Below are 24,885 nucleotides of genomic sequence, written 5' to 3'. Positions count from 1 at the left end.
GGCCGCAAAGCGGCCCCAGCTCACTCAGAACTTGTAAGTGGCGCTGGCGACAACGCTGCGCTCATCGCCGTAGTAGCAGTAGTACGAGTCACAGGTAGAGAGGTAATCCTTGTTCAACAGGTTGGTGGCAGTGACCGCCACCGACGCGCCCTTCAGGCTGGTGTCCAGGCGACCCAGATCGTAGTGCACGGATGCATCGAACACCGTGTAGGCCTTGGCCTTGCCCAGGTAGGTATTGCCTTGGTCGCCATAGGTATTGCCGGTGTAACGCGCGCCTAGGCCAATGCCAAAGCCGTCGAGCACGCCGGAGTGCCAGGTGTAGTCACCCCATACCGAGGCTTGCTGGTTCGGCATCAGCTGGAGGCGGTTGCCTTTGTACAGGCCGTCCTGTACTTCAGATTTTGCCAGGGTGTAAGCGGCAATCACTTTCAGGTTTTCGGTAACGTCGGAAACCGCTTCAAGCTCCAGGCCGTGAACTTTCACTTCGCCGGTCTGGCTGGTGACGGTTACGCCACCGACGTTGTTGGTGACCGAGACGTTCTTCTGGGTCAGGTCATACACGGCTGCCGACAGCAGGGTGTTGGAGCCCGGTGGTTGGTACTTGATGCCCAGCTCCCACTGCTGGCCTTCGGTCGGCTTGAGCGACTCGGTCGCTGAAGCGCTGGCATTGCTGGTAGGTTGGAACGACTCGGCATACGACAGGTACGGCACGAAGCCCGAATCGAAGACATAGCTGATGGCCGCGTTGCCGCTGAACTTCTTGTCGCGCTGGGTATTGGTGGCATCGCCCTGGTTGAAGTACTTGGTACCGGTATGCACCCAGTCCTCACGACCGCCCAAGGTCAGGCGCCAGTTGCCAAGCGCCATCTGGTCCTGGACATACAAGCCGGTCTGACGGGATTTCTGGTTGTAGTCGTAGAACGCCGTGGAGCGGTCCGGGCGAGTGATCGGCACCCCGTAGACCGGGTTGATGACATTGCTGTCCGGCACGTTGAAGCCGAAGATCGACAGGTAATTGGTGTTGATGCGCTGGTGGTCCAGGCCGAGCAGCAGGGTGTGGCTGATGTCGCCAGTGGTGAAGTCGGCCTGGAAGTTGTTGTCCACGGCGAACTGGCTGATGTCTTCGTCCGTGTTGGTGGACATGCGGCTGACCGTGCCATCGTCTTTCACCGGGCCACCGGGCTCGTAATAGCTGCCGGGCGTGATGGTCTGGAACGACAAGTCCGTCTTGGTGTAGCGCAGGTTCTGACGGAACTGCCAGACGTCGTTGATACGGTGCTCGAAGGCATAGCCCAGCGCGTAATAGGTGCGGTCGTAGAACTCGTAGTCTGGGTCACCGAGGTTCTTGTGGTGCGAGATTTTGCCGAATGGCATGTCGATCTTGGTGCCCTGGATAGGGCGGAACTGGCTGGTGGCACCGGTATCGTCGCGGGTGAACTGGGTGAGCAAGGTCAGCGTCGTGTCCTCGTCGATGTTCCAGGTCAGGCTCGGGGCAATGTTGTAGCGCTTGTCGTCGATGTGGTCGATCTGCGTGCCGCCGTCGCGGATTACCCCACTGACGCCATACAGAAAGCGGCCTTCATCGTCGATTTTGCCGGTGCTGGCGAAGTTGATCTGGCGATGGTTGTCGCTGCCGTACTGCAGTTCGATCTCATGCTCGCTTTCTGCTTGTGGGCGACGGCTGACCATGTCCAGCAGGCCGCCGGGTGGGGTCTGGCCATACAGCGAGGACGCCGGGCCGCGCAACAGGGCAAGGCGGTCGAGGTTCCAGGTTTCGGCTTTCGGGTTGGCGTACACACCGCGTGGCAGTGGCAGGCCGTCGAGGAACTGAGTGGGCTCGAAACCGCGCACGCGCATCCAGTCGTAGCGCGTGTCGCTGCCGAAGCTGGCGGACACGATGCCAGGCATGTAGCGCACGGCATCATCCAGGCTGTGCACGCCGCGGTCTTTCATCTGCTCGCGAGTGGCGACGGAAATGGAGCGAGGGACTTCGACCAGCGCGGTATCGGTCTTGGTGCCAGCGGCGGTGCGCTTGGCCAGGTATCCGTCTACCGGGCCCCAGGCGCTTTCAGAAACGCTCGCCGCGTCTACTGTGGTTTCTGGTAGCGCCAGGGTGCCATCCGGGACGGCCACCAGGCTGTAGCTGCCCGCGCTGCTCTGTTGCAACTGCAGGCCAGTACCGCGCAGGGCGGCTTGCAGGGCGCCGAGGCCGTCGTACTGGCCGCTTACCGGGGCCGAGGAGCGGCCGCTGACCAGTGCCGGGTCGATGGCCAAGGCAATACCGGCCTGGCTGGCGATCTGGTTGAGGGTGGTGGCCAGTGGCGCGCTGGGCAGGTTGTAGGCGCGCGGAGCGGACTGCTCGGCGGCGAACAAGGCAGTGCTGGCCAGCGGTGCGGCCACGGCGATGGCCAGGGCCATCAGGCTGGGGCGCAGGATACGATCTACGGCACGGGACATGCGGCGGTTCCTCGACGGGTAAGTGCTTGCTGCTTCCTTGCCGAGCGAGATTTGAAAAGTGACAGGGTGAATCTGAAAAAAAGTGAGAATTATTTGAAATTGGTTTTTGCCTGCATTGGCCGCTTCGCGGTTAACCCGCCCCCACAGGTGTTTCAAACGGCCTGAAACGGGTGGGGGGCTGTGGGAAAGGGGTCACCCGCGATGAGGGCGGTGCGGGATTATTTGGGAGCGACGTTGACCCACCACTGGGTATGCCGCTCGATCTTCACCGGCAATGCCGGCACCAGCGATGCCAGCGCCAGGTCGGTGTCGGTCAGCGGGAAGCTGCCGGTCACGCGCAGGTCGGCGACCTTGGCGTCTACCCCGAGGTAGCCGCTGCGGTACTGGCCCAGCGCGGCCAGCAGGTCGCCCAGGCGCACGTTGTCGACCACCAGCATGCCGCGGGTCCAGGCATCGGCACCGGCTGGCACCGTGCCGACCTGGCCGAGGCCGTTGGCATTCATCAGCACTTGCTGGCCTTCACGCAGCACGTGTTCGTCGCCGCTGTTATGCGGCATGGCGGCGACCGAGGCTTGCAGCACTTCCAGGCGTGTACCTTCAGCTTCGCGGCGTACCAGGAAGCGTGTGCCCAATGGCCGCAGGCGACCGTCGTCGGTGCGCACCAGCAGCGGGCGCGGGTCCTGGTGGCCGGTTTCGACCGAGATTTCGCCCTGGTGCAGCACAATCACCCGTTGTTCGCCGGCATAGTCGATATCCACGGCGGTGTGGGTGTTCAGGCTCAGCAGTGTGCCGTCTTCCAGGCGCAAGGTACGCAGTTCGCCCGTGGCGGTGCGCTGGTCGGCCAGCCAGTAGCTGGGCGCCAGCGACGGGGCACCGACCCAGGCCAGCAGCGAACCGAGCAGGAACATACCGGCCAGCCCGCCGCCAACCTTGCCGATGCGTCGCCGCAGGCCGACACGCGATTGCAGCAGGGCCTGGCGTGCCGGGCCGGCCGCAGCACTGACACGTTGGTCCATGGCGCCCAGCTGGCGCCAGGCACGCGCGTGTTCTTCGCTGGCGGCATGCCAACGCATGAACGCGTTGCGCTCATCCGGTGTGCCGCTGGCGTCGTCGAGGCTGAGTTTCCAGGCGATGGCGGCTTCCAGTACCCGGGACGAAACCGGTGCGTTGCTCACGTCGGCTCCCCGTACAGGGCCACGTAGCACTGGCGCATGCCTTGGGCGATGTACTGGCGCACACGCGATACCGAAACGCCCAGGCGCTCGGCGATTTCGGCATGGCCCATGCCGTCCAGCCGGTTATGCAGGAACGCCGCGCGGGCCTTGCTCGACAGCTTGCCGAGCAGGCGGTCGATGGCCTTGAGGTCTTCGAGGATCAGGTGCTGCACTTCTGGCGAGGGGTGTTCGGCTTCCGGGATCAGCGCCAGCTCGGCCAGGTAGGCCTGTTCCAGCGCGGCGCGGCGAAAGTAGTCGAACATCAGCCCCTTGGCCACGGCGGCGAGAAAGGCGCGGGGTTCGCGGGGTGTGTCCAGTCGCTCGCGGCCCAGCAGGCGCACGAAGGTGTCCTGGCTCAGGTCTTCGGCACGTTGGCGGCAGGCCATGCTGCGTTGCAGCCAGGCGAGCAGCCAGCCGCGATGGTCGCGGTACAGCGAATCGACCAGATCGGCGTGTGGGCTCTGTGCAGAAGACAAGCAGTGTCCCCCCGGAACGAATGTATTAACTAACGATAATTATTCGCGATTGTTGCAGAGGGGAGGGGGTGGGTGCAATGGACGCTTATCGGATTGCCATCATGGGGAAGGGTGATGGGATTGGCTTGAGTGTTTTAGCGCCTGTGAAATCGAGCGCCCCCGGGCGGCGCTCGATTTCACAGGCCCTGCCGCACTCAAACCCTACAAACCGTGACTTTGCACGTTGCGCCGCCGCCACCTGCGCAGTCGCTGTTCCAGCTGCAACGGGCTGTCCAACTGCTGGCGCCGGGCCTGGCTGAACAGGATCAGTGCCAGCTCTGCAGTCACCTGGGCATCGGCGCTGGCGTGGTGGCGCTCTTCCACTTGCAAGCCAAAGCGCGCCACCCAGTCATCCAGCCCGGCTTCGCGCAACACCGTGTCGGGGTTGAGCATCGGCGCAAGCTCGGCAACGTCGAGAAAAACAGATTGCAAGCGATGACCAAGGCTTTCCTTCAACGCCCGTGCCAGCATGCGCTGGTCGAATGGCGCGTGAAACGCCAGCACCGGGCTGTCGCCCATGAAATCGAGCAAATCCAGCAAGGCCTCGGCTGGGTCGCAACCGGCAGCCAGAGCGCTGGGGCCCAAGCCGTGGATCAGCACGCTGGCGTTGGTTTTCTGCAACGGCCGGTGCAAGGTGCGCTCGAACTGCTGGGCAAAGTCGATGGCACCGTCCTCGATGGCCACCGCCCCGATCGACAGCACCTGGTCACGGTTGGGGTTGAGCCCGCTGGTTTCCAGGTCCAGCACCACCCAGCGCTGCTCGCGCAAACTGCACACACCCAGGGGCGCCGGCTTGGCGTGTCGGGCCAGGCGCTGGCGCGTGATGGAGTCCAGCTCGGGCGCACTGGGGCGCAGCCAGGCGAACAGGCTCATAGCTGATACCGCAAGGCCAGACTGCTTTGCAGGCGCTGGGCCTGACGCAGGGATTCGCGCAGGATGCGCCGGTCCAGGTGGTTGAGGTTGTCCGGGTCAAGCCGGTTGGAGTACGGCAGGTTGTCGCGGGTCTGGCGCTGGTGCTGCTGCATGCGGGTCTGCTGGATGAAGTGGTAGGCCTCTTCATAGGCGGCGCCGTCCAGCGGCTCGATCACGCCCTTGGCCACCAACTGGCGCAGGCGTTCCAAGGTATTGCAGGCGCCAATGCCATTGGCCAGGGCCAGCAAGCGGGCGCCATCGACGAAGGGCGTCAGGCCCTGGACCTTGAGGTCGAGTGTGGCGGCCTTGTCATTACCTTGGCGGGTCAGCACGAACTCGCGCAGGCGGCCTACCGGCGGGCGCTGGCGCAGAGCGTTATCGGCCAGCATGCGTTGGAAGATGCGGTTGTCGGCGACCTGCTGAAGCAGGCCCTGGCGCAGTTGCTCGCAGCCTTGTTCGTCGCCCCACACCACCCGCAGGTCGAAGTAGATGCTCGAACCCAGCAGGTTTTCCGGGCTGGCTTCACGGACGAAACCGGCAAAGCGCCGCGCCCATTCGTTGCGCGACAGGCACAAGTCAGGGTTGCCGGCCATGACGTTGCCCTTGCACAGGGTAAAGCCGCACTGGGCCAGACACTGGTTGATGTATTGCGCCAGTGGCAGCAGGCGGGCGCGGATGGCGTCGGCCTCGGCATTGTCGGCGGCTTCGAAGAGGATGCCGTTGTCCTGGTCGGTATGCAGGGTCTGTTCGCGTCGCCCTTCGCTGCCAAAGCACAGCCAGCTGAATGGCACGCCCGGGTCGCCACGCTCGGCCAGGGCCAGTTCGATTACCCGGCACACGGTGTGGTCGTTGAGCAAGGTGATGATCTGGGTGATCTGCGTCGACGATGCGCCATGGGCCAGCATGCGCTCGACCAGTTGGCTGATTTCACCGCGCAGCGAGACCAAGGTATCCAACCGAGGCGCATGGCGAATAGTGCGGGCCAGGTGTACCAGGTCGACCCGTTGCAGGGAGAACAGGTCGCGCTCGGAAACCACCCCGCACAGACGCCGGTTTTCCACCAGGCAGACATGGGCGATATGCCGCTCGGTCATGGCCATGGCCGCGTCGAAGGCGCTGGCCTGGGGGCTGAGGTAGAACGGCTTGGCGGTCATGTGACGGTCGATGGGCGCTCCCAGGTCGGCATCCTCCGCAGCCACCACCTGGCGCAGGTCGCGCAGGGTGAATATGCCGATGGGGTAGCGCTGCGGGTCGACCACCACGATGCTGCCAACCTGTTGCTCGTGCATCAGCCGCACGGCTTCGCGCAGGGACGTGTCGCCGCTGCACACCACCGGGTGACGCATGGCCAGTTCGCCCAGGGGGGTGTTCAACGAATACTGGGTGCCGAGGGTTTCCACCGCACGCTGGCGTACTTGCTGGTTGACCTGGTCAAGCAGGCTGCTCACTCCACGCAGGGCAAAATCCCGAAACACTTCAGACATCGAGAACACGCGGATGAACGCGGCCTTGTTCAACTGCAGGCAGAAGGTGTCTTCACCGGCCAGGTGCTCGGTGCGGGTCGCCCGCTCGCCCAGCAGGGCGGCCAGCGGGAAGCATTCGCCACTGGTGATTTCGAAGGTGGTCTCCACGCCAGGCTTGACCAGGTGCTGGCGCTCGCCAACCACGCGGCCCTGCTTGACGATGTAGAAGTGCTCGACCGGCCCGTCGGCAGGTTTGACGATGCTTTCTCCACAGGCGTAGAAGCGCAGCTGGCACTGCTCGACCAGATAGGCCAGGTGGCTGTGCTCCATCTGGTTGAACGGCGGAAAGCGCTGCAGAAACTGCAGGGTGCCTTGAATGTTCTGCAGTACTGCTGTCCTGCCCGCCTGGCTGTAGGCGTCCTTTTTGCTCATGAAACTGACCGTATCGCTACGCCGAACTATATATATCTATATATAGGTGCCGGCCCTGTTGTTTTCTGCCTCCATGGTCGGCTTGCGGCGGGGTGGTGCCCATTGGACGTAAGTCTATGAGTACCCCTGTCAGAGACCCGACGAAAGGCGAAACGGGTTACGCAAGTAATGCGGTCCTAATGCTGAAGCAGAATTTTTTTGACGAGATGGCCATGCCTGAGCAAACCGACATCCTGAGCGACGCCGAACGCGAGGCATTGGCCGTGGTGAGTGCGCCTGTCGCGCCCAGGCCGTTGGTGCTGGTGGTGGATGACAACGCGGTGAACCGTGAGGCGTTGATCCTGTACCTGAAAAGCCGGGGCATCGATGCGGTAGGGGCCGACGGGGCGGAGGAAGCCAGGTTGTACCTGTATCACCAGCCGCGCATCAGTTTGATGATCACGGATTTACGCATGCAGCCCGAGGATGGCCTGGACTTGATCCGGACGATTCGTGAGTCGGAGCGGGCGGCGTTGTCGATCATCGTGGTGTCGGGCGACACCGATGTGGAGGAGGCGGTGGACGTGATGCACCTGGGGGTGGTGGACTTCCTGCTCAAGCCGGTAGACCTGGGCAAGCTGTTGGAACTGGTGAAGAAAGAATTGAAAATGTAGAGATGTAAAAAGGGGCCGCAATGCGGCCCCTTGTGGTTTACAACCCGTTACGCGCCTTGAACTCGCGGCGACGGCGGTGCAGCACCGGCTCGGTATAGCCGTTCGGCTGCTTGCCACCTTCCACTACCAGCTCCACGGCCGCCTGGAACGCGACGTTGTCGTCGAAGTTCGGCGCCATCGGACGGTACAGGGCGTCGCCAGCGTTCTGCTGGTCAACCACCACGGCCATGCGCTTGAGGCTTTCCAGCACCTGCTCCTGGCTGACCACGCCGTGGCGCAGCCAGTTGGCCAGCAGCTGGGCGGAGATGCGCAGGGTGGCACGGTCTTCCATCAGGCCGACGTTGTTGATGTCCGGCACCTTCGAGCAACCCACGCCCTGGTCGATCCAGCGCACCACGTAGCCGAGGATGCCCTGGGCGTTGTTGTCCAGCTCGTTGCGGATTTCTTCGGCCGACCAGTTGGTGTCGGCGGCCAGCGGGATGGCCAGAATGTCGTCCACCGAGGCCGGGGTACGCGAAGCCAGTTCACGCTGACGCGCCTGCACGTCCACCTTGTGGTAGTGCAGGGCGTGCAGGGTGGCGGCAGTCGGCGACGGCACCCAGGCGGTGTTGGCACCGGCCAGTGGGTGGGCGATTTTCTGCTCGAGCATGGCTGCCATCAGGTCAGGCATGGCCCACATGCCCTTGCCGATTTGCGCACGGCCTTGCAGGCCGGTGGCCAGGCCAACGTCGACGTTGTTGTTCTCGTAGGCGCCGATCCATTTCTCGTTCTTCATGGCGCCCTTGCGCACCACGGCGCCGGCTTCCATCGAGGTGTGGATTTCATCGCCAGTGCGGTCGAGGAAACCGGTGTTGATGAACGCCACGCGCTCGGAAGCCGCCTTGATGCAGGACTTGAGGTTGACCGTGGTACGGCGCTCCTCGTCCATGATGCCGACCTTGACGGTGTTGCGCGGCATGCCCAGCAGGTCTTCGACCTGGCTGAAGATTTCGGCGGCGAAGGCCACTTCTTCCGGGCCGTGCATTTTCGGCTTGACGATGTACACGCTGCCGCTGCGGGTGTTCTTGCGGCTGGTGTTGCCGTTGAGGTTGTGCAGGGCGATCAGGTTGGTGAACAGGCCGTCCTGGATACCTTCGGGGATTTCGTTGCCTTGGGCATCGAGTACCGCCGGGTTGGTCATCAAGTGGCCAACGTTGCGCACGAACAGCAGCGAACGGCCGTGCAGCGTCACGCTGCCACCGTTGGGCGCGGCGTACTCGCGGTCCGGGTTCATGGTGCGGGTGAAGGTTTTGCCACCCTTGCTCACGGTTTCGGCCAGGTCACCTTTCATCAGGCCCAGCCAGTTGCGGTAGACAACGACCTTGTCGTCGGCGTCGACGGCGGCAACCGAGTCTTCGCAGTCCATGATGGTGGTCAGTGCCGACTCCATCAGGATGTCTTTCACGCTGGCGGCGTCGGTGCTGCCGACCGGGGTGTTGGCATCGACCTGGATTTCGAAGTGCAGGCCGTTGTGCTTGAGCAGCACAGCGGTCGGTGCGGCGGCGTCACCGTGGAAGCCGATCAGCTGGGCGTCGTCGCGCAGGCCGCTGTTGCTGCCGCCTTTGAGGGCAACGACCAGCTTGCCGCCTTCGATGCGGTAGCCGGTGGAGTCGACGTGCGAGCCAGCGGCCAGTGGCGCGGCTTCATCGAGGAAGGCGCGGGCAAAGGCGATGACCTTGTCGCCACGCACCTTGTTGTAACCCTGGCCTTTTTCGGCGCCGCCTTCATCGCTGATGGCGTCGGTGCCGTACAGGGCGTCGTACAGCGAACCCCAGCGGGCGTTGGCGGCGTTCAGGGCGAAGCGGGCGTTCATTACCGGCACCACCAGCTGCGGGCCGGCCATGTGGGCGATTTCTTCGTCCACGTTCTGGGTGGTGGCCTGGAAATCGTCAGCTTGTGGCAGCAGATAGCCGATTTCCTGGAGGAATGCTTTGTAGGCTACGGCGTCGTGGGCCTGGCCTTTGCGTGCCTGGTGCCAGGCGTCGATCTTGGCTTGCAGCTCGTCGCGCTTGGCGAGCAGGGCTTTGTTCTTTGGAGCGAGGTCATTGATGATCTTCTCTGCACCCGCCCAGAACTGCTCGGCGACGATGCCGGTCCCTGGGATGGCTTCGTTGTTCACGAAGTCGTACAGGACCTTGGCGACCTGAAGGCCACCGACTTGAACGTATCCAGTCATTGCTTGCCTCACTCTGCTCAGCTATTTCGCTCTTCTGTATTAAGCCTGTAGCGCTTCTCTAAACACGGCACCAGTGCGTGCTCCCGGGTTGTCGGGCGCGGCTGGGTGCGGCCTGCCAGGGTGGCTGGCGGGCAGTGTGCGTATTTTCACAGGCGCCTTGGCAGACATCCAAACGACGTTTTGTAGTCCGCGCCACGGGATACTACATGAAGCAGTAGGCGGGGCAAAATCAGACTAAAAGCGCCGTTCTGCGACCCGTTGGTCGCGTATGGTCACGCTGGGAGTGGGTATGTTCGCAAAAAACAGGTGGATTGTTCCAGATAAATCTTGAAACAGTACACGATTCGTTGTGCGGATTGCCCTGCGGCAGGTTGCCGCGCCTTGCCTATACTGAGTCGATCCCCCGATTTTCTGCCGCCCGGCGCGGTTCGACACGAGGAAGGGCTTGTGGATCATCTTGTACTGACTGTTATTGCCCCTGACAAGGCCGGCCAGGTCGAACGCATTGCCCAGTGCATCGCCGACCACAGTGGCAATTGGCTGGAAAGCCGCATGTCGCGCATGGCCGGGCAGTTTGCCGGCATCTTGCGGGTGGCGGTGCCGGCCGAAAACTACGCAGAACTGGTGGCCTCACTGCAGGGGCTGGCCCGGTATGACATTCGCGTGCTGATTGCCGAAAGCGGGATCGAGCCGTCATGTACCTGGAAGCCGATTGCCATGGAGCTGGTGGGTAATGACCGGCCGGGGATCGTGCGAGACATTACGCGGTTGCTGGCGGATCTGGGGGTGAACCTTGAGCGGTTCAGCACTGAGGTGCGGCCTGCGCCGATGAGCAGCGAGCCTCTTTTCCATGCCGATGCGTTGCTGGCGCTGCCGTTGACCCTGTCGCTGGATGAACTGCAGCAAAAGTTGGAGAGCCTGGCGGATGACTTGATGGTGGAGTTGCAGTTGCGGGCGGAGGATTGATCCGAGATTGCCGGGGCCGCTGCGCGCCCCATCGCGACACAAGGCCGCTCCTACAGGGGTTACGCGGTCCCCTGTAGGAGCGGCCTTGTGTCGCGATGGGCTGCAAAGCAGCCCCCTGCGGTTATCCCGATATCACGGGGAAGGCCCTGTGGATAACCTGGGGGTGTACCTCTCCAGCCCAAGCACTGTGCGCCTTACACGGTTTTGATCAAAAAACACCCAGAAATCAGCAGCTTGTGCACAAAGCACGGGGAAGAGGGTGTGGATAACCTTTGGAGATGTTGCCGCAGGCCACGAGCCACGTGGCCTGCGCAGATTTGATTATTTTTTGATCAGCTGCGCTTGCGCAAATTCCACCAGGCATCGACGCTGTAAATCGCCAATCCCGCCCAAATGAACATGAACGCCACCAAGGTGCTCGACGACAAATGCTCATCGAACAGCAGCACAGCTTGCAGCAGCACCAAGGTCGGCGCCAGGTACTGCAAGAAGCCCAGGGTGGTATACGGCAGGTGCCGCGCCGCAGCGTTGAAGCACACCAGCGGCACCAGCGTTACTGGCCCGGCAGCCATCAACCACAGTGCTTCGCTGCTGGTGTAGAACGCCCCCTGGGCACTCATCGCCGCCGGGTGCAGCAGCAGCCAGCCCAGGGCCAGCGGCACCAGCATCCAGGTTTCCACCACCAGCCCCGGCAGTGCGGCCACCGGTGCCTGCTTGCGGATCAGCCCATAGAAGCCAAAGCTCAGCGCCAGCACCAGTGAAACCCAGGGCAGGCTGCCCACTTGCCACACCTGCTGGGCCACACCCACGGCGGCCATGCCTACCGCCAGCCATTGCAAGCGGCGTAGGCGCTCGCCAAGAATCAGCATGCCCAACAACACATTGATCAGCGGATTGATGTAGTAACCCAGGCTGGCCTCAAGCATGCGCCCATTGTTCACCGACCACACGTAAGTCAGCCAGTTACCTGCGATCAGTGCCCCGCTCAGCGCCAGGATGCCTAGCCGGCGTGGGTTGTCGCGCAGCTCACGCCACCAGCCGGGGTGTTTCCACACCAGTAGCAGCAGCGAGCCGAACAGTGCTGACCAGAGCACCCGGTGGACGATGATCTCCACCGCCGGGACGCTCTGTATCGCCTTGAAGTAAATGGGGAACAGGCCCCAGATGATGTAGGCGCTCAGGCCCAAAGTGTACCCGCGACGCGGGTTTGCGGCGTGCATGCAGAATCCTTGCTCAGCTAGCTAAATATAGCGCGGGGTATTTCAGCACAGGTTGGCCGGTTGTGCTGCGACGAATTAAATGTGGGAACGAGGGCTTGGCCCTGGTTTTTGGAGGTCGTGACATTGATACCTGAACCGGCAATGATCGCTGCATCGATCATTGCCGGTTGTTGAACGACTGGCGTTAAACCGCCTTGGCTTCATCAGGCGCATGAAGCGCCATGAACTGTTCAACGTCGATGAAGGGCAGTGGCAGGATCATGCTGGCGTAATCTTCTGTTACGTCGTTTGTTGCCACAATAACGGCGTACTCTTCCGCCTTTGATGGGTCTGGTGTGTAAACACCGTCGATGCAGGTGCCGCTACCGACGCGAACGTGCCACGACGTATTTTCTGGGTCCACCAGCTCTGCGGGTCTGCTTTTCGGCTTCCACCAAAACTCAAACCTCACACCTTCGCCAGCCCGCGTGGCCTCCAGCCAGTGATTGTCTTGAATAGCTATCGGCAGGAGTACATCAACGTACTTGCTGGTGGCCCCACTGCTGACCTTGATGCGGCTGTGGCGTATGTACATATCGAGCAATGGCATGCTGTCGTCCCAGTCTGGGACTTCGCCTACAGTGGGGGCTAGATACCTTTTCGACGCTTGTGCCAAAGGGTCGCCGTTGTCGATGTCCTCAAGCTTGCCAAACCCTTCGACGGCCCAGTTGATCGCGCCTTTGTTCATCTCGCCCGCCAGGATATCGTTGTAGGCACCGAGATTCAGCGTCATGACGGACGGATAGACACTCACGGTAGTTCTCAGCACGCTTACCAGGGCATGGGCAACATTATCGCCAGACTTGGCAGTTACGATGACCTTGATGAAGCTGTCGTCGAACGTATCGGCAGCGGGTGCAGTGTACACACCCGTTACAGGGTCGATCTCACCTTCCAGGTCGTCACCGGTGTAATCAGGGAGGTGCTGTACGCTCCAGACTACGCCTGGGGTAGCGGGCTCGGTCGTGAAGGGAATGCGGCCACCGGTCAGTACGCTTGTTTCACCTTGATCGATCGCGGTGTTGTCACTTGTGGAAATGCTGAACTTGGTGCGATCAGGGGCCAATTGACCTACCGTGAGCAAATCATTTGGCCAATGCACGGAGTCAAGGGCAACCTGGGAGTTTCGGAATAGCAGTGATGATAGGATGAACGTGTCAATCTCCACGTCAAGCGTTGTAAATCCAGACATGATGCTATCCAGAAACTCTTTAAACTTGGGTTCGGACCGTTCGTAGCAAAGGCGGTATACTCTTTCGCCATAATGCACGTGTTTCCCAAGGTCTCCGGTGGCCATCAAGTTATAGGTGTAGTCCTGTTTGGTTTTTTCGAGTGCCAGCGAATGCTTGCCTTCAATTGTTTCAATGGTGAACTTGTATTCAAGGCGTATGCTCCAGCTGTTTACAAATTCGCCGTCCTCTATAATCGGATCGAGACCCGAGCGCGGTGTATATGCCCTTCCAGCTGCGCGATGTTCGTCGTTCCAATCGACGATCATTAGGTCGTTTTTGAAAGTTATTCTAAAATTTTTGGCTGTGTCATGTTCGGGGGGGCAGGTGTAGGTGGCGTTGTATTTGGTGAATGTTGTGACGTTTGGCCCAGCGTTGTCATAAAATTCAAAGCCATCAATAGAGAGTTCTCCCGTTGCCCTGTAGCCTAAGCCGCCTGTAAGTAGGGGTGCCCAGTCAAGTAGACTGATACCCGAAGCAGATTCCTTCAGTTGTTTGATTATCAGATTTTTCGTTATGAAATCAGAGTTGATCAGCACGTTTGCACTGTAACCGTCTGGCAAGAGGTATGGCAGCTTGTCGTTTCGATCGGGTGGGATGGCATTCGAACTGTCGAACCCTTCGAGCTCTACAAATAAAACAACGGCCCCGTCACCAAAGGACGCCTGGTTTCTAAGCCGTGTGCCGGGTGCGCCGTGGGTGCGAATCTTGAAATCCTTTGGCTTGAGTATAAGGTCTGCTAGATTAGCCAGTTCACCCAGTGTGTACTCGATGATTTCTCGCTGTCCGGGTTGTACCGTGTAGGCTTCAAAGTATTCTTTGAAATGCAACCCCAGTTTGTCTAGTTCGAATTGTGTTGTGCCACCGTAGAAGGCATAGTTAGTACCTGCAGCATAGCTGAAGTAAACTCTGCCATTCTCCGATACTGCATTCCTAGTGTTTTTCAACTCGATATCGAATACAAGCGATGGCCCATTGATAGGGGAAGCCGTCGCCAAGTGTGTGACCTGCCGGCGCGTGCTGCCTACCGCTTGACTTAGCTGAAGCTGCTTGCCTCTGACCGTTCGCATCATCAGCGTAGCTTTAGAATCGCTGAGGTCTGCATTCTCAAATGTCAGCCTTGGCTGGTCCAGGCAGAAGTCACTCAACTGATGATAAGAAACGCCTGATTCGATATCGACCTCACTGTTCATCGGGTCCAGGAATAGCTCTCCCGTGTAGCGCTCAATAAACTCCTGTTTCAGTACATTGTTTGCTGTTTTTCTATCGAATGCCACGATCACGGGGTAGCCAAAATTTTTCCGTGCTTTGGCTATCTCGTTCAGAAAATCTTCAAGTGACTGGCGTACAAAATTATTCATCGTCTTCTCTCTTTAATTAAGCTGCCTGCAAGGCGCCCCGTTCCAGCCTGGTTATGAGGCGGCCAGTGGTAGCCGACAGGGGGCGCTAGTTGGCTTGCCAACATTAATTTGAGTGGTCCGCTTAATATTTTCTACGCCTGCTTTAATTATTTGCCTACTGGCAAAAATGCTAGGTGTTCAGCCCATAGAGAAGTTTCAGGTGGGGTGCCGGCATCTCGCCTGCCGGCTGGCGTGTCAGGGTATTGCTAGCTAAATCATTTCTGATGCAAGCACTAGAACAACTTCAGCGGTGGTTCGTCCAACGCGGCCATCTGCTCGCGCAGGGCAAGAATCTGGTCGCCCCAGTAACGTGGCTGGCCGAACCACGGGAAGCTGGGTGGGAATGCCGGGTCGTCCCAGCGCCTTGCCAACCAAGCGCTGTAGTGCAACTGACGCAGGGCGCGCAGGGGCTCGATCAAGGCCAGTTCGCGCGGGTCGAAGTCGTGGAACTCGTTGTAGCCGTCGATCAGCTCGGCCAGCTGCCCAAGGCGCTCCTCGCGGTTGCCGGCCAGCATCATCCACAGGTCTTGTACCGCCGGGCCCATGCGGCAATCGTCGAGGTCGACCACGTGGTACACCTCGTCGCGGTGCATCAGGTTGCCGGGGTGCAGGTCGCCGTGCAGGCGGATGAGCTGATGCGGTGTACGGGCGTAGATGTCCTCCACCCGCTTGAGCAGGTCGCGTGCCACGGACTCGAAGGCCGGCAACAGTTCGCGAGGGACAAAACCACCTTCCAGCAGGGTGTTCAGCGAGGCGTGGCCGAAGTTGTCCACAGCCAGGGCTTCACGGTGCTCGAATGGCCTGCTGGCACCCACGGCATGCAGACGGCCGAGCAACTGGCCAAGGCGGTAAAGCTGATCGAGGTTGCCTGGCTCCGGGGCATGGCCGCCGCGGCGGGGGAACAGTGTGAAACGGAAGCCCTGGTGTTCGAACAGGGTGCGGCCGTCGTGCTGCATCGGCGCAACCACCGGCACTTCACAGTCGGCCAGTTCAGCGGTGAAGCTGTGTTCCTCAAGAATGGCCGCATCGCTCCAGCGGCCTGGGCGGTAGAACTTGGCGATCAGCGGCTGCGCGTCTTCGATGCCCACCTGGTAGACGCGGTTCTCGTAGCTGTTCAGCGCCAACACGCGGGCATCGCTGAGGAAGCCCAGGCTTTCCACGGCGTCCAGGACCAGGTCGGGGGTGAGGGTGTCGAAGGGGTGGGACATGATGGCTCCGGGGATAGGCGGCATGGAGCCCATGGTACAGCGTTATACCTGTACCGGCCTCTTCGCGGCTAAAGCCGCTCCCACAGGTTTTGTGAGCATCCTTCAGGCGACGCGGTCCCTGTGGGAGCGGCTTTAGCCGCGAAGAGGCCCGCCCAGGCTATGCAGGTACCCCGATCAGCACAACGGACGGATTAAACTGCACCCGCACCGAACTACCAGCCGCCACTTGTAGCCCGGCCAACCAATCCGCTTCGGCAATGGCACACAGCGTCTGCCCATTACCCAATGCCAGTCGGACCTCGCTGGGCCCGTCATCCGCTGCCAACACTTCTTCCACCGTAGCACTCAAGCAGTTGCTGCCGACCTCGGCTTGCTCCCCCTGCGCCAACAACCGCACCCACCCGGCCTTGAGCAGCGCTACTACCATCGTCCCCAGCGTCAGCTCCAGCCGCGCGGTACTGTCGTGTGTGATCAGCGCGTCGATCTCCAGCCCGCCGCCCAATGCCAGGCTGACGCGGTCATACCGGCCTTCGCGGCGCAGGCCGCTGACCTGGCCCTGCAGCTGGTTGCGCGCGCTGGTGCGCAGCATCAGGCGCCCGAGCAGGTCGAGGTCGCTGGACTCTTCGGCGGCTTCGAGGATTTGCGCCTGCAGGGCCTGCAGCCTTTGATACAGGCGCAGCACCCGCTCGCCTTCCGGCGACAAGCGCGCACCGCCGCCACCTCGACCACCGGTGCTGCGCTCGACCAGGGGTTGGCTGGCCAGGTTGTTGAGCTCGTCGATGGCATCCCAGGCCGCCTTGTAGCTGATGCCCGCTGCCTTGGCGGCGCGGGTGATCGAGCCTTGTTCGGCAATGTGCTGCAGCAGCGCGATGCGCTGGGGGCGGCGGGCGATGTGCTGGGTAAGCAGAGTAGGCAGCGGCATGAGCATTGAGTCGTTGTAGGTGATGGGCCTGAAGGTGAATTGTGTAGGACTGCACAGGTCATGCATACCCTGGTTTGGGCGTGCGTGCCAGGCAATACACATCTACCTGTCGCGCTCCGGCCTTGCGCAGCACCTGAGCAATGGCCTGCGCGGTGGCACCGGTGGTCAACACATCGTCGACAACAGCGACATGCTTACCTGTCAGCTTGCCAGTGACCGCAAACGCCTGACGCAAGTTGCGTCGCCTTGCCTTGGCAGTCAGCTGTTGCTGCGCAGTCGTTTCGCGCGTGCGCATCAGCAATCGCTCATCGCAAGGTAGCCGCAGTTGCGAAGACAACCAACGCCCAAGCATCCCCGCCTGGTTGAACCCTCGCTCGCGCAGTCGACGGCTTGCCAAGGGCACAGACAACAGCAGGTCTGGGCGCGGTAGCCCTTCGGCAAAGCGGTGCAGCAGCCCATGCCCGAGTAACTCAGCCATCAAGCGCCCCAATGGCCATTGACGATTGTGCTTGAAGCGGCTGATCAACGTGTCCACCGGAAAGCCGTAGTGCCACAGGGCAATGACCTGATCGAAGGCCGGCAAGCGGCGGCAGCACTGGGCGCAAGTCAGCCCGGCCATGGGCAAGGGCAGGGCACAATGCTGGCAGTGATCACCCAGCCAGGGCAGTTCCTGCTCGCAGGCGGTGCACAATGGGTAGCGCTGCTCGGCAGGCTCATCGCACAGTAAACAGATTTGATTAATAAGTGAGCACTTGTAAACCAGCCTTTTCCATTGTGGTTGACAGTTCATAGACCTTCCATGACTATGCGAGCTATCCGTGATGCGCTGGCGGGCTTTCCTGTCCCGGCGCCAGCTACAGCCTAAACAAGGAAACGCCGATGAGCGCCAGCACAACTGCAACAACACGTCACGACTGGTCCCTGGCCGAGGTCAAGGCGCTGTTCCAGCAACCGTTCAATGACTTGCTGTTCCAGGCGCAGACCGTACACCGCGCGCATTTCGACCCAAACCGCGTGCAGGTTTCGACTTTGCTGTCGATCAAGACCGGTGCCTGCCCGGAAGATTGCAAATATTGTCCCCAGTCCGGCCACTACAACACCGGGCTGGAAAAACAGAAACTGATGGAAGTGCAGAAGGTGCTGGAAGAGGCCGCCCGGGCCAAAGCCATCGGTTCTACCCGCTTCTGCATGGGAGCGGCCTGGAAGCACCCGTCGGCCAAAGACATGCCCTACGTGTTGGAGATGGTCAAAGGTGTGAAGGCCATGGGCCTGGAAACCTGCATGACCCTCGGCAAACTCGACCAGGATCAGACCCTGGCCCTGGCCCAGGCTGGCCTGGACTACTACAACCACAACCTCGACACCTCGCCGGAGTTCTACGGCAGCATCATCACCACCCGCACCTATGGCGAGCGCCTGCAGACCCTGGCCTACGTGCGCGATGCTGGAATGAAGATCTGCTCCGGTGGCATCCTGGGCATGGGCGAGTCGCTGGACGACCGCGCCGGCCTGCTGATCCAGCTGGCCAACCTGCCCGAGCACCCGGAATCGGTACCGATCAACATGCTGGTCAAGGTGGCCGGCACACCGCTGGCCGAGGAAGAAGACGTCGACCCGTTCGACTTCATTCGCATGCTGGCCGTGGCCCGTATCCTCATGCCCAAGTCGCACGTGCGCCTGTCCGCAGGCCGCGAGCAGATGAACGAGCAGATGCAGGCCTTGGCCTTCATGGCTGGCGCCAACTCGATTTTCTACGGCGAAAAACTGCTGACCACCGCCAACCCGCAGGCCGACAAGGACATGCAACTGTTCGCACGCCTGGGCATCAAGCCCGAAGCGCGGGAAGAGCACGCCGATGAAGTGCATCAGGCGGCCATCGAGCAGGCGCTGGTCGAACAGCGCAGCAGCGAGATGTTCTACAACGCTGCATCGGCCTGATATGGCCTTCGACCTGGCAGCGCGCCTGGCCGAACGGCGCGCCGCAGACCTGTATCGGCAGCGGCCACTATTGGAAAGCCCACAGGGGCCGGAAGTAGTGGTCGATGGCCAACGCCTGCTGGCCTTCTGTAGCAATGACTACCTGGGTTTGGCCAACCACCCCGAGGTTATCTCTGCCTGGCAGGCCGGCGCCGAGCGCTGGGGTGTGGGCGGCGGTGCCTCGCACCTGGTGGTCGGCCACAGCACGCCGCACCACCAGGTTGAAGAGGCGCTGGCCGAACTGACCGGGCGTCCGCGCGCGCTGTTGTTCTCTACCGGCTACATGGCCAACCTGGGCGCCATCACCGCGCTGGTGGGGCAGGGTGACACGGTGCTGCAAGACCGACTGAATCATGCCTCGCTGTTGGATGGCGGGTTGCTCAGCGGTGCGCGCTTCAACCGCTACTTGCACAACGACTCAGCGAGCCTGGCCAGCCGCCTGGACAAGGCCGTCGGCAATACCCTGGTGGTGACTGATGGTGTGTTCAGCATGGACGGCGACCTGGCCGACCTGCCGGCGCTGGCCGATGTCGCCCGTGGCCGTGGCGCCTGGTTGATGGTCGACGATGCCCATGGCCTGGGTACCTTGGGCGCACAAGGCGGCGGTATCGTCGAGCACTTCGGCCTGGGCGTGGCTGATGTACCGGTCTTGATCGGCACGCTGGGCAAGGCCTGCGGTACCGCAGGTGCCTTTGTTGCCGGCAGCGAAGATCTGATCGAGGCACTGGTGCAGTTCGCCCGGCCCTACATCTACACCACCAGCCAGCCACCGGCGCTGGCCTGCGCTACGCTCAAAAGCCTGGAGCTGCTGCGCCGCGAAACCTGGCGCCGTGAGCACCTGGCCGCGTTGATTCGCCAGTTCCGCGAAGGCGCGCAGCAGATCGGGCTGCAACTGATGGACAGCCCGACGCCGATCCAGCCCATCGTGATCGGCGACAGTGCGCAGGCCTTGCGCCTGTCACGCATGCTGCGCGAGCGCGGCTTGCTGGTGACGGCTATCCGTCCGCCTACCGTGCCGGCGGGTAGCGCCCGTCTGCGGGTAACCTTGAGCGCCGCGCACAGCGAGGCGCAGGTGCAGCTATTGTTGAATGCATTGGCCGAGTGTTATCCACAACTGGAGAACGCCGATGCGTAATCGACTTGTTCTGCTGCCTGGTTGGGGCCTGGGCATTGCTGCCCTTGAGCCGCTGGCAGCCAGCCTGCGCGCCCAGGACGCCCGCCTGCAGGTAGAGCTGATGCCCTTGCCGGAATTGCCTCACAGCGATGTGGAGGGCTGGCTTGACCACCTCGACCGCAAGTTGCCGGCGGATGTCTGGCTGGGCGGCTGGTCGTTAGGCGGCATGCTCGCCAGCGCCCTCGCGCACAAGCGTGGCGACCACTGCTGCGGCCTGCTGACCCTGGCCAGCAACCCCTGTTTCGTGGCCCGCGCGGACTGGCCGCATGGCATGGCCGAAGACACCTTCGGCACCTTCCTCGACGGCTGCCGCAGCCATACCCAGGTCACCCTCAAGCGCTTCCGTACCTTGTGCAGCGATGGCGCCCTGCAACCACGCACCTTGCTGCGCCAACTGGGTGTCGGCGTGCCGGACACCGACCCGCTGTACCTGGCCACCGGCCTTGAGGTGCTGGCCAAGCTGGACACTCGCGAAGCCCTGCAGGCCTATGGCGGCCCGCAGTTGCACCTGTTCGCCGGCAGCGATGCGCTGGTGCCGGCAGAGGCGGCGAAGGCCTTGAGCGAGCTGTTGCCCGATGTGGAAGTGGGCCTGGTCGAAGACAGTTCCCACGCCTTCCTGTTGGAGTACCCGCAGGAGTTGGCGGCGGGCATCAAGAGTTTCCTGCATGAGAGTGGCGATGACTGATCTTTCCCGTCCGACCCTACCCGGTGCATTGCCCGACAAACGCCAGGTAGCGGCTTCGTTCTCCCGCGCGGCAGCCAGTTACGACAGCGTGGCTGCCTTGCAGCGTGCGGTAGGTGCGAACCTGCTGGAGCAGTTGCCTGCAGGCCTGCAGCCGTTGCATTGGCTGGACCTGGGCAGCGGCACCGGCCACTTCAGCCGCATGCTTGCTGAGCGTTTCGCCCAGGCCAGCGGCGTGGCGGTGGATATCGCCGAAGGCATGCTGCGCCATGCACGCCATGAACAGGGCGGGGCGCAGTATCACGTGGCTGGCGACGCCGAGCGCCTGCCGCTGCGTGATGGCAGTGTCGACCTGGTGTTTTCCAGCCTGGCGGTGCAGTGGTGCGACCAGTTCGCCAGTGTGCTGGCCGAGGCGCAGCGCGTGCTGCGCCCAGGCGGTGTGCTGGCCTTCAGCAGCTTGTGCGTGGGCACCCTCGACGAACTGCGCGCCAGTTGGCAAGCGGTAGATGGGCTGGTGCATGTGAACCGCTTCCGCCGGTTCGAAGACTACCAACGCCTGTGCGCGGCCAGCGGCTTCGAACAGCTTGAGCTGCAGCGCCGCCCGCATGTGCTGCATTACCCGGACGTTCGTAGCCTGACCCACGAGCTGAAGGCTTTAGGGGCACACAATCTGAACCCTGGGCGCCCTTCCGGCCTCACCGGCAGGGCGCGCATGCAGGGCTTGTTGCAAGCCTATGAGGCATTTCGCCAGCCTGCGGGGCTGCCAGCTACCTATCAAGTGGTCTATGGTGTGTTGCGCAAGCCACAGGCGTAAGGGGAACACGATGAGCCAGGCCTATTTCATTGCCGGCACCGACACCGATGTCGGCAAGACCACCATCGCCGCCGGGCTGTTGCATGCGGCGCGCTTGCAGGGCATGAGCACGTTGGGCGCCAAGCCGGTGGCCTCTGGCTGCACGATGACGCCCAAAGGCTTGCGCAATAGCGATGCCCAGGCGCTGATCGACGAAAGCACGATCAAGTTGCCCTACGAGCAGGTCAACCCGTTTGCCTTCGAGCCTGCAATTGCCCCACATGTGGCAGCGCGCGAGGCGGGGGTGACGCTGGCGGTGCCAGAGCTGTTGGCGGCTATGCGTAATGTGCTGCAACAGCATGCCGATTTCACCTTGGTGGAAGGGGCCGGTGGCTGGCGCGTGCCGCTGTCGGGCCTGGAGAATCTGTCCGACCTTGCCATTGCCCTGCAGTTGCCGGTGATTCTGGTGGTAGGCGTGCGCTTGGGTTGCATCAGCCATGCCTTGCTCAGCGCCGAGGCCATAGAACGTGACGGGTTGCAGCTGGCGGGTTGGGTGGCAAACATCATCGAGCCGCGTACTTCACGGCTGGAAGAAAACCTGGCCAGTCTGGCTGAACGCTTGCCGGCGCCTTGCCTGGGGCGGGTGCCCAAGTTGAAGCAGGCCAGCGCCGATATGGTGGCTGAGCATTTGCAGTTGGACCTGCTGGATTAGCCGTTTCCAGGCCTGGTTCTTTTGCGGGAATACCCCAGGCCTATCGACTGGCACCAGGCCATTAGGGATTTAAACGGGCCTTTTCACGCCTGGCCTGCTTTAATTGGGGCTGTTCGTCATCCAGCGTCAATGGAGTCCTGACATGGAAATCACCGGTAGCTCCGCTTATTACGCGGGCCTGAGCGCAATCCAGGCCGGCCAGAGCCGCGTCGATCAGGCCGCCGCCCAGATCGCCAACACCACCGCCGAACGTACCGCCACCAGCCAGTCCAGCGATTTTCAGGCCGAACGCCTGCGCGCGGTCGACCGCAGCCAGCAGATGGACATGGCCACCAGCATCGTGCAACAGGCAGTGGGCAAAACCGAAGTCGAACTTGGCGCAAAAGTGGTCAAGGCATCCGACGAAATGCTCGGCCGGATCATCGACACCTACGCCTGAATTCTCGGCGTTTCCCCTGCATCGCGACCCACCCCTGTGGGAGCGAGTTTGCCCACGAATGCGTTTGACCAGATACCTCTGTTTTCTGGGCGGGCCTATTCGCGGGTAAACCCGCTCCCACAGGGGTTTTTGTCATGCGATGGCATATTTGCCATTTTTCGCGGCGTAAATGGCACCATAGTCCAACCTTGACAGAACGCGGTGCTAAACGTAAGTTTCAAACAACTGTTTGATAGACGGCCGCCAAGAGCTGGTCACCCCCACAGAACTGACCCAGAGGTTCATCGCAATGCCTGATTACAAAGCCCCCTTGCGTGATATCCGCTTCGTTCGCGACGAGCTGCTTGGCTATGAGGCGCACTATCAGAGCCTGCCGGGCTGCCAGGACGCCACGCCCGACATGGTCGACGCGATCCTCGAAGAAGGTGCGAAGTTCTGTGAACAAGTGCTGTCGCCGCTGAACCGTGTGGGTGACCAGGAAGGCTGTACCTGGAGCGAATCGGGCGTTAAAACCCCGACCGGCTTCAAAGCGGCCTACGAGCAGTTCGTCGAAGGCGGCTGGCCGAGCCTGGCGCATGACGTAGAACATGGCGGCCAGGGCCTGCCGGAATCGCTGGGCCTGGCCCTGAGCGAAATGGTCGGTGGTTCGAACTGGTCGTGGGGCATGTACCCAGGCCTTTCGCATGGCGCGATGAACACCATTTCTGCGCATGGCACCCATGAGCAGCAAGAGACCTACCTGACCAAGCTGGTGTCCGGTGAGTGGACCGGCACCATGTGCCTGACCGAACCCCACTGCGGTACCGACCTGGGCATGCTGCGCACCAAGGCCGAACCACAGGCCGACGGCAGCTACAAAGTGTCGGGCACCAAGATCTTCATTTCGGCCGGTGAACACGACATGGCCGACAACATCGTCCATATCGTCCTGGCCCGCCTGCCGGACGCACCGGCTGGCACCAAAGGCATTTCGCTGTTCATCGTGCCGAAGTTCCTGCCTAACGCCGAAGGCGGCGTGGGTGAGCGCAACGGCGTGAGCTGCGGCTCCATCGAACACAAAATGGGCATCCACGGTAACGCTACCTGCGTGATGAACTTCGATGCTGCCACGGGCTACCTGATCGGCCCGGCCAACAAAGGCCTGAACTGCATGTTCACCTTCATGAACACGGCTCGCCTGGGTACCGCGCTGCAAGGCCTGGCCCACGCCGAAGTGGCGTTCCAGGGTGGCCTGAAGTACGCCCGCGAGCGCCTGCAGATGCGCTCCCTGACCGGCCCGAAAGCACCGGACAAGGCTGCCGACCCGATCATCGTCCACCCGGACGTGCGCCGCATGCTGCTGACCATGAAGGCCTTCGCCGAAGGCAACCGCGCCATGGTGTACTTCACTGCCAAGCAGGTGGACATCGTCAAGTACAGCCAGGACGAAGAAGAGCGCAAGAAGGCCGATGCCCTGCTGGCGTTCCTGACCCCGATCGCCAAGGCGTTCATGACCGAAGTCGGCTTCGAAGCCGCCAACCACGGCGTGCAGATCTACGGCGGCCACGGCTTCATCGCCGAGTGGGGCATGGAGCAGAACGTGCGCGACAGCCGTATCTCCATGTTGTACGAAGGCACCACCGGTATTCAGGCCCTCGACCTGCTGGGCCGTAAAGTGCTGATGACCCAGGGCGAAGCACTGAAGGGTTTCACCAAGATCGTGCACAAGTTCTGCCAGGCGCAGGAAGGCAACGAAGCGGTCAAAGAGTTTGTCGAACCGCTGGCGGCCATCAACAAGGAGTGGGGCGAGCTGACCATGAAAGTGGGCATGGCCGCCATGAAGGACCGCGAAGAAGTCGGTGCGGCCTCGGTCGATTACCTGATGTATTCCGGCTACGCCTGCCTGGCCTACTTCTGGGCCGACATCGCCCGCCTGGCGGCTGAGAAACTGGCTGCAGGCACCAGCGAAGAGGCGTTCTACACGGCCAAGCTGCAGACTGCGCGCTTCTACTTCCAGCGCATCCTGCCGCGTACCCGTACCCATGTGGCGACCATGCTGTCGGGTGCCAACAACCTGATGGCAATGGACGAAGAGCACTTCGGCTTGTCGTACTGATCCATCGGCTGTACCAAAAACCCGCCTGCCTTCACCGGCAGGCGGGTTTTTTGCTTTTGGGGTGCTACTGCGAATCCTGTGTAGGCGTGGCCTTGTGTCTGAACTGAATTCAACTGTTCATGTGCACTGCCGATGAAGTAGGGGCACAATGCCATTATTGATCTGCCG

Annotated in this window: 20 protein-coding genes; 9 read left to right on the top strand and 11 right to left on the bottom strand. The window is 61.8% G+C overall.

Annotation, left to right across the window (positions count from 1 at the left end; translation table 11 throughout):
- Positions 1 to 24 precede the first annotated feature (24 nt).
- The 5 genes from DM807_RS04865 to DM807_RS04845 form a co-directional block, all read right to left on the bottom strand.
- A complete protein-coding gene (locus DM807_RS04865) occupies positions 25 to 2,457 on the bottom strand; it encodes a TonB-dependent siderophore receptor (protein ID WP_060493157.1) in 2,433 nt (810 codons plus the stop codon).
- A gap of 218 nt (positions 2,458 to 2,675) precedes the next feature.
- On the bottom strand, positions 2,676 to 3,632 hold the full coding sequence (locus tag DM807_RS04860) for a FecR domain-containing protein (RefSeq protein WP_179027104.1): 957 nt from the start codon (positions 3,630 to 3,632) through the stop codon (positions 2,676 to 2,678).
- On the bottom strand, positions 3,629 to 4,147 hold the full coding sequence (locus DM807_RS04855) for an RNA polymerase sigma factor (RefSeq protein ID WP_069943196.1): 519 nt from the start codon (positions 4,145 to 4,147) through the stop codon (positions 3,629 to 3,631). Before DM807_RS04855 ends, DM807_RS04860 begins: the two co-directional genes overlap by 4 nt.
- 201 nt (positions 4,148 to 4,348) lie before the next feature.
- Positions 4,349 to 5,059, bottom strand: a complete 711-nt coding sequence (locus tag DM807_RS04850) for a 3'-5' exonuclease (RefSeq protein WP_012270151.1) — start codon at positions 5,057 to 5,059, stop codon at positions 4,349 to 4,351.
- Entirely contained in the window at positions 5,056 to 6,993 is a 1,938-nt protein-coding gene (locus tag DM807_RS04845) for a DUF294 nucleotidyltransferase-like domain-containing protein (protein WP_012270152.1), read from the bottom strand. The genes DM807_RS04850 and DM807_RS04845 overlap by 4 nt, the downstream gene beginning before the upstream one ends.
- A 116-nt stretch (positions 6,994 to 7,109) precedes the next feature.
- On the opposite strand from DM807_RS04845, the gene DM807_RS04840 reads away from it, so the two are divergent.
- The gene (locus DM807_RS04840) at positions 7,110 to 7,646 is read left to right on the top strand and encodes a response regulator (RefSeq protein ID WP_012270153.1); all 537 of its coding nucleotides are present in this window, start codon (positions 7,110 to 7,112) and stop codon (positions 7,644 to 7,646) included.
- A 37-nt stretch (positions 7,647 to 7,683) separates the two neighbouring features.
- On the opposite strand, the gene DM807_RS04835 is transcribed toward DM807_RS04840, so the two are convergent.
- On the bottom strand, positions 7,684 to 9,861 hold the full coding sequence (locus tag DM807_RS04835; RefSeq protein WP_179027103.1) for a malate synthase G: 2,178 nt from the start codon (positions 9,859 to 9,861) through the stop codon (positions 7,684 to 7,686).
- Between the two features lie 447 nt (positions 9,862 to 10,308).
- On the opposite strand from DM807_RS04835, the gene DM807_RS04830 reads away from it, so the two are divergent.
- Positions 10,309 to 10,827 carry a glycine cleavage system transcriptional repressor gene (locus tag DM807_RS04830; RefSeq protein WP_060515041.1) on the top strand — a complete coding sequence of 173 codons (519 nt, stop codon included), beginning with the start codon at positions 10,309 to 10,311 and terminating at the stop codon, positions 10,825 to 10,827.
- A 332-nt stretch (positions 10,828 to 11,159) separates the two neighbouring features.
- Here DM807_RS04830 and rarD read toward each other — a convergent pair whose 3' ends face one another.
- The 5 genes from rarD to DM807_RS04805 all read right to left on the bottom strand — a co-directional run bounded on the left by rarD (position 11,160) and on the right by DM807_RS04805 (position 17,635).
- Positions 11,160 to 12,047: an EamA family transporter RarD gene (gene rarD, locus DM807_RS04825; RefSeq protein WP_012270156.1), complete on the bottom strand. Its 888-nt coding sequence runs from the start codon at positions 12,045 to 12,047 to the stop codon at positions 11,160 to 11,162.
- Between the two features lie 184 nt (positions 12,048 to 12,231).
- Positions 12,232 to 14,676 (bottom strand): hypothetical protein, encoded by a 2,445-nt coding sequence (locus DM807_RS04820; RefSeq protein ID WP_179027102.1) that lies wholly within the window; start codon positions 14,674 to 14,676, stop codon positions 12,232 to 12,234.
- A gap of 272 nt (positions 14,677 to 14,948) precedes the next feature.
- Positions 14,949 to 15,923: a serine/threonine protein kinase gene (locus DM807_RS04815; protein WP_012270159.1), complete on the bottom strand. Its 975-nt coding sequence runs from the start codon at positions 15,921 to 15,923 to the stop codon at positions 14,949 to 14,951.
- A gap of 157 nt (positions 15,924 to 16,080) precedes the next feature.
- The gene (locus tag DM807_RS04810) at positions 16,081 to 16,845 is read right to left on the bottom strand and encodes a TOBE domain-containing protein (RefSeq protein WP_060493150.1); all 765 of its coding nucleotides are present in this window, start codon (positions 16,843 to 16,845) and stop codon (positions 16,081 to 16,083) included.
- A 58-nt stretch (positions 16,846 to 16,903) separates the two neighbouring features.
- A complete protein-coding gene (locus DM807_RS04805) occupies positions 16,904 to 17,635 on the bottom strand; it encodes a ComF family protein (RefSeq protein WP_179027101.1) in 732 nt (243 codons plus the stop codon).
- Positions 17,636 to 17,724: 89 nt separating this feature from the next.
- Between DM807_RS04805 and bioB the strand changes: the two genes are divergently transcribed.
- The 7 genes from bioB (at position 17,725) to DM807_RS04770 (ending at position 24,717) form a co-directional block, all read left to right on the top strand.
- Positions 17,725 to 18,783, top strand: a complete 1,059-nt coding sequence (bioB, locus tag DM807_RS04800) for a biotin synthase BioB (protein WP_012270162.1) — start codon at positions 17,725 to 17,727, stop codon at positions 18,781 to 18,783.
- 1 nt (position 18,784) lies between these two features.
- The gene (gene bioF / locus DM807_RS04795; RefSeq protein WP_012270163.1) at positions 18,785 to 19,957 is read left to right on the top strand and encodes an 8-amino-7-oxononanoate synthase; all 1,173 of its coding nucleotides are present in this window, start codon (positions 18,785 to 18,787) and stop codon (positions 19,955 to 19,957) included.
- Entirely contained in the window at positions 19,950 to 20,681 is a 732-nt protein-coding gene (locus tag DM807_RS04790; RefSeq protein ID WP_012270164.1) for an alpha/beta fold hydrolase, read from the top strand. The genes bioF and DM807_RS04790 overlap by 8 nt, the downstream gene beginning before the upstream one ends.
- Positions 20,674 to 21,492: a malonyl-ACP O-methyltransferase BioC gene (gene bioC, locus DM807_RS04785; RefSeq protein WP_012270165.1), complete on the top strand. Its 819-nt coding sequence runs from the start codon at positions 20,674 to 20,676 to the stop codon at positions 21,490 to 21,492. Before DM807_RS04790 ends, bioC begins: the two co-directional genes overlap by 8 nt.
- Positions 21,493 to 21,502: 10 nt before the next feature.
- The gene (bioD, locus tag DM807_RS04780; protein WP_012270166.1) at positions 21,503 to 22,183 is read left to right on the top strand and encodes a dethiobiotin synthase; all 681 of its coding nucleotides are present in this window, start codon (positions 21,503 to 21,505) and stop codon (positions 22,181 to 22,183) included.
- A 142-nt stretch (positions 22,184 to 22,325) separates the two neighbouring features.
- Complete coding sequence (locus tag DM807_RS04775; RefSeq protein ID WP_012270167.1) at positions 22,326 to 22,622, top strand: hypothetical protein; 297 nt, start codon at positions 22,326 to 22,328, stop codon at positions 22,620 to 22,622.
- A 289-nt stretch (positions 22,623 to 22,911) separates the two neighbouring features.
- Positions 22,912 to 24,717 (top strand): phenylacyl-CoA dehydrogenase, encoded by a 1,806-nt coding sequence (locus DM807_RS04770; protein ID WP_012270168.1) that lies wholly within the window; start codon positions 22,912 to 22,914, stop codon positions 24,715 to 24,717.
- Positions 24,718 to 24,885: the final 168 nt, after the last annotated feature.

The organism is Pseudomonas hunanensis (assembly GCF_013393325.1).
Lineage (GTDB): Bacteria > Pseudomonadota > Gammaproteobacteria > Pseudomonadales > Pseudomonadaceae > Aquipseudomonas > Aquipseudomonas putida_P.
Note: the sequence above shows the minus strand (reverse complement) of the source record. Positions and strands in the feature narration are given on the sequence as shown.

Bases quoted from the DNA above. Each gene is read 5' to 3' on its own strand.
- DM807_RS04865 (WP_060493157.1), bottom strand. From the start codon at position 2,457: ATGTCCCGTGCCGTAGATCGTATCCTGCGCCCCAGCCTGATGGCCCTG.
- DM807_RS04850 (WP_012270151.1), bottom strand. From the start codon at position 5,059: ATGAGCCTGTTCGCCTGGCTGCGCCCCAGTGCGCCCGAGCTGGACTCC.
- DM807_RS04845 (WP_012270152.1), bottom strand. From the start codon at position 6,993: ATGAGCAAAAAGGACGCCTACAGCCAGGCGGGCAGGACAGCAGTACTG.
- DM807_RS04840 (WP_012270153.1), top strand. From the start codon at position 7,110: ATGAGTACCCCTGTCAGAGACCCGACGAAAGGCGAAACGGGTTACGCA.
- DM807_RS04835 (WP_179027103.1), bottom strand. From the start codon at position 9,861: ATGACTGGATACGTTCAAGTCGGTGGCCTTCAGGTCGCCAAGGTCCTG.
- rarD (WP_012270156.1), bottom strand. From the start codon at position 12,047: ATGCACGCCGCAAACCCGCGTCGCGGGTACACTTTGGGCCTGAGCGCC.
- DM807_RS04820 (WP_179027102.1), bottom strand. From the start codon at position 14,676: ATGAATAATTTTGTACGCCAGTCACTTGAAGATTTTCTGAACGAGATA.
- DM807_RS04815 (WP_012270159.1), bottom strand. From the start codon at position 15,923: ATGTCCCACCCCTTCGACACCCTCACCCCCGACCTGGTCCTGGACGCC.
- DM807_RS04810 (WP_060493150.1), bottom strand. From the start codon at position 16,845: ATGCCGCTGCCTACTCTGCTTACCCAGCACATCGCCCGCCGCCCCCAG.
- DM807_RS04805 (WP_179027101.1), bottom strand. From the start codon at position 17,635: ATGAACTGTCAACCACAATGGAAAAGGCTGGTTTACAAGTGCTCACTT.
- bioB (WP_012270162.1), top strand. From the start codon at position 17,725: ATGAGCGCCAGCACAACTGCAACAACACGTCACGACTGGTCCCTGGCC.
- bioF (WP_012270163.1), top strand. From the start codon at position 18,785: ATGGCCTTCGACCTGGCAGCGCGCCTGGCCGAACGGCGCGCCGCAGAC.
- DM807_RS04790 (WP_012270164.1), top strand. From the start codon at position 19,950: ATGCGTAATCGACTTGTTCTGCTGCCTGGTTGGGGCCTGGGCATTGCT.
- bioC (WP_012270165.1), top strand. From the start codon at position 20,674: ATGACTGATCTTTCCCGTCCGACCCTACCCGGTGCATTGCCCGACAAA.
- bioD (WP_012270166.1), top strand. From the start codon at position 21,503: ATGAGCCAGGCCTATTTCATTGCCGGCACCGACACCGATGTCGGCAAG.
- DM807_RS04775 (WP_012270167.1), top strand. From the start codon at position 22,326: ATGGAAATCACCGGTAGCTCCGCTTATTACGCGGGCCTGAGCGCAATC.
- DM807_RS04770 (WP_012270168.1), top strand. From the start codon at position 22,912: ATGCCTGATTACAAAGCCCCCTTGCGTGATATCCGCTTCGTTCGCGAC.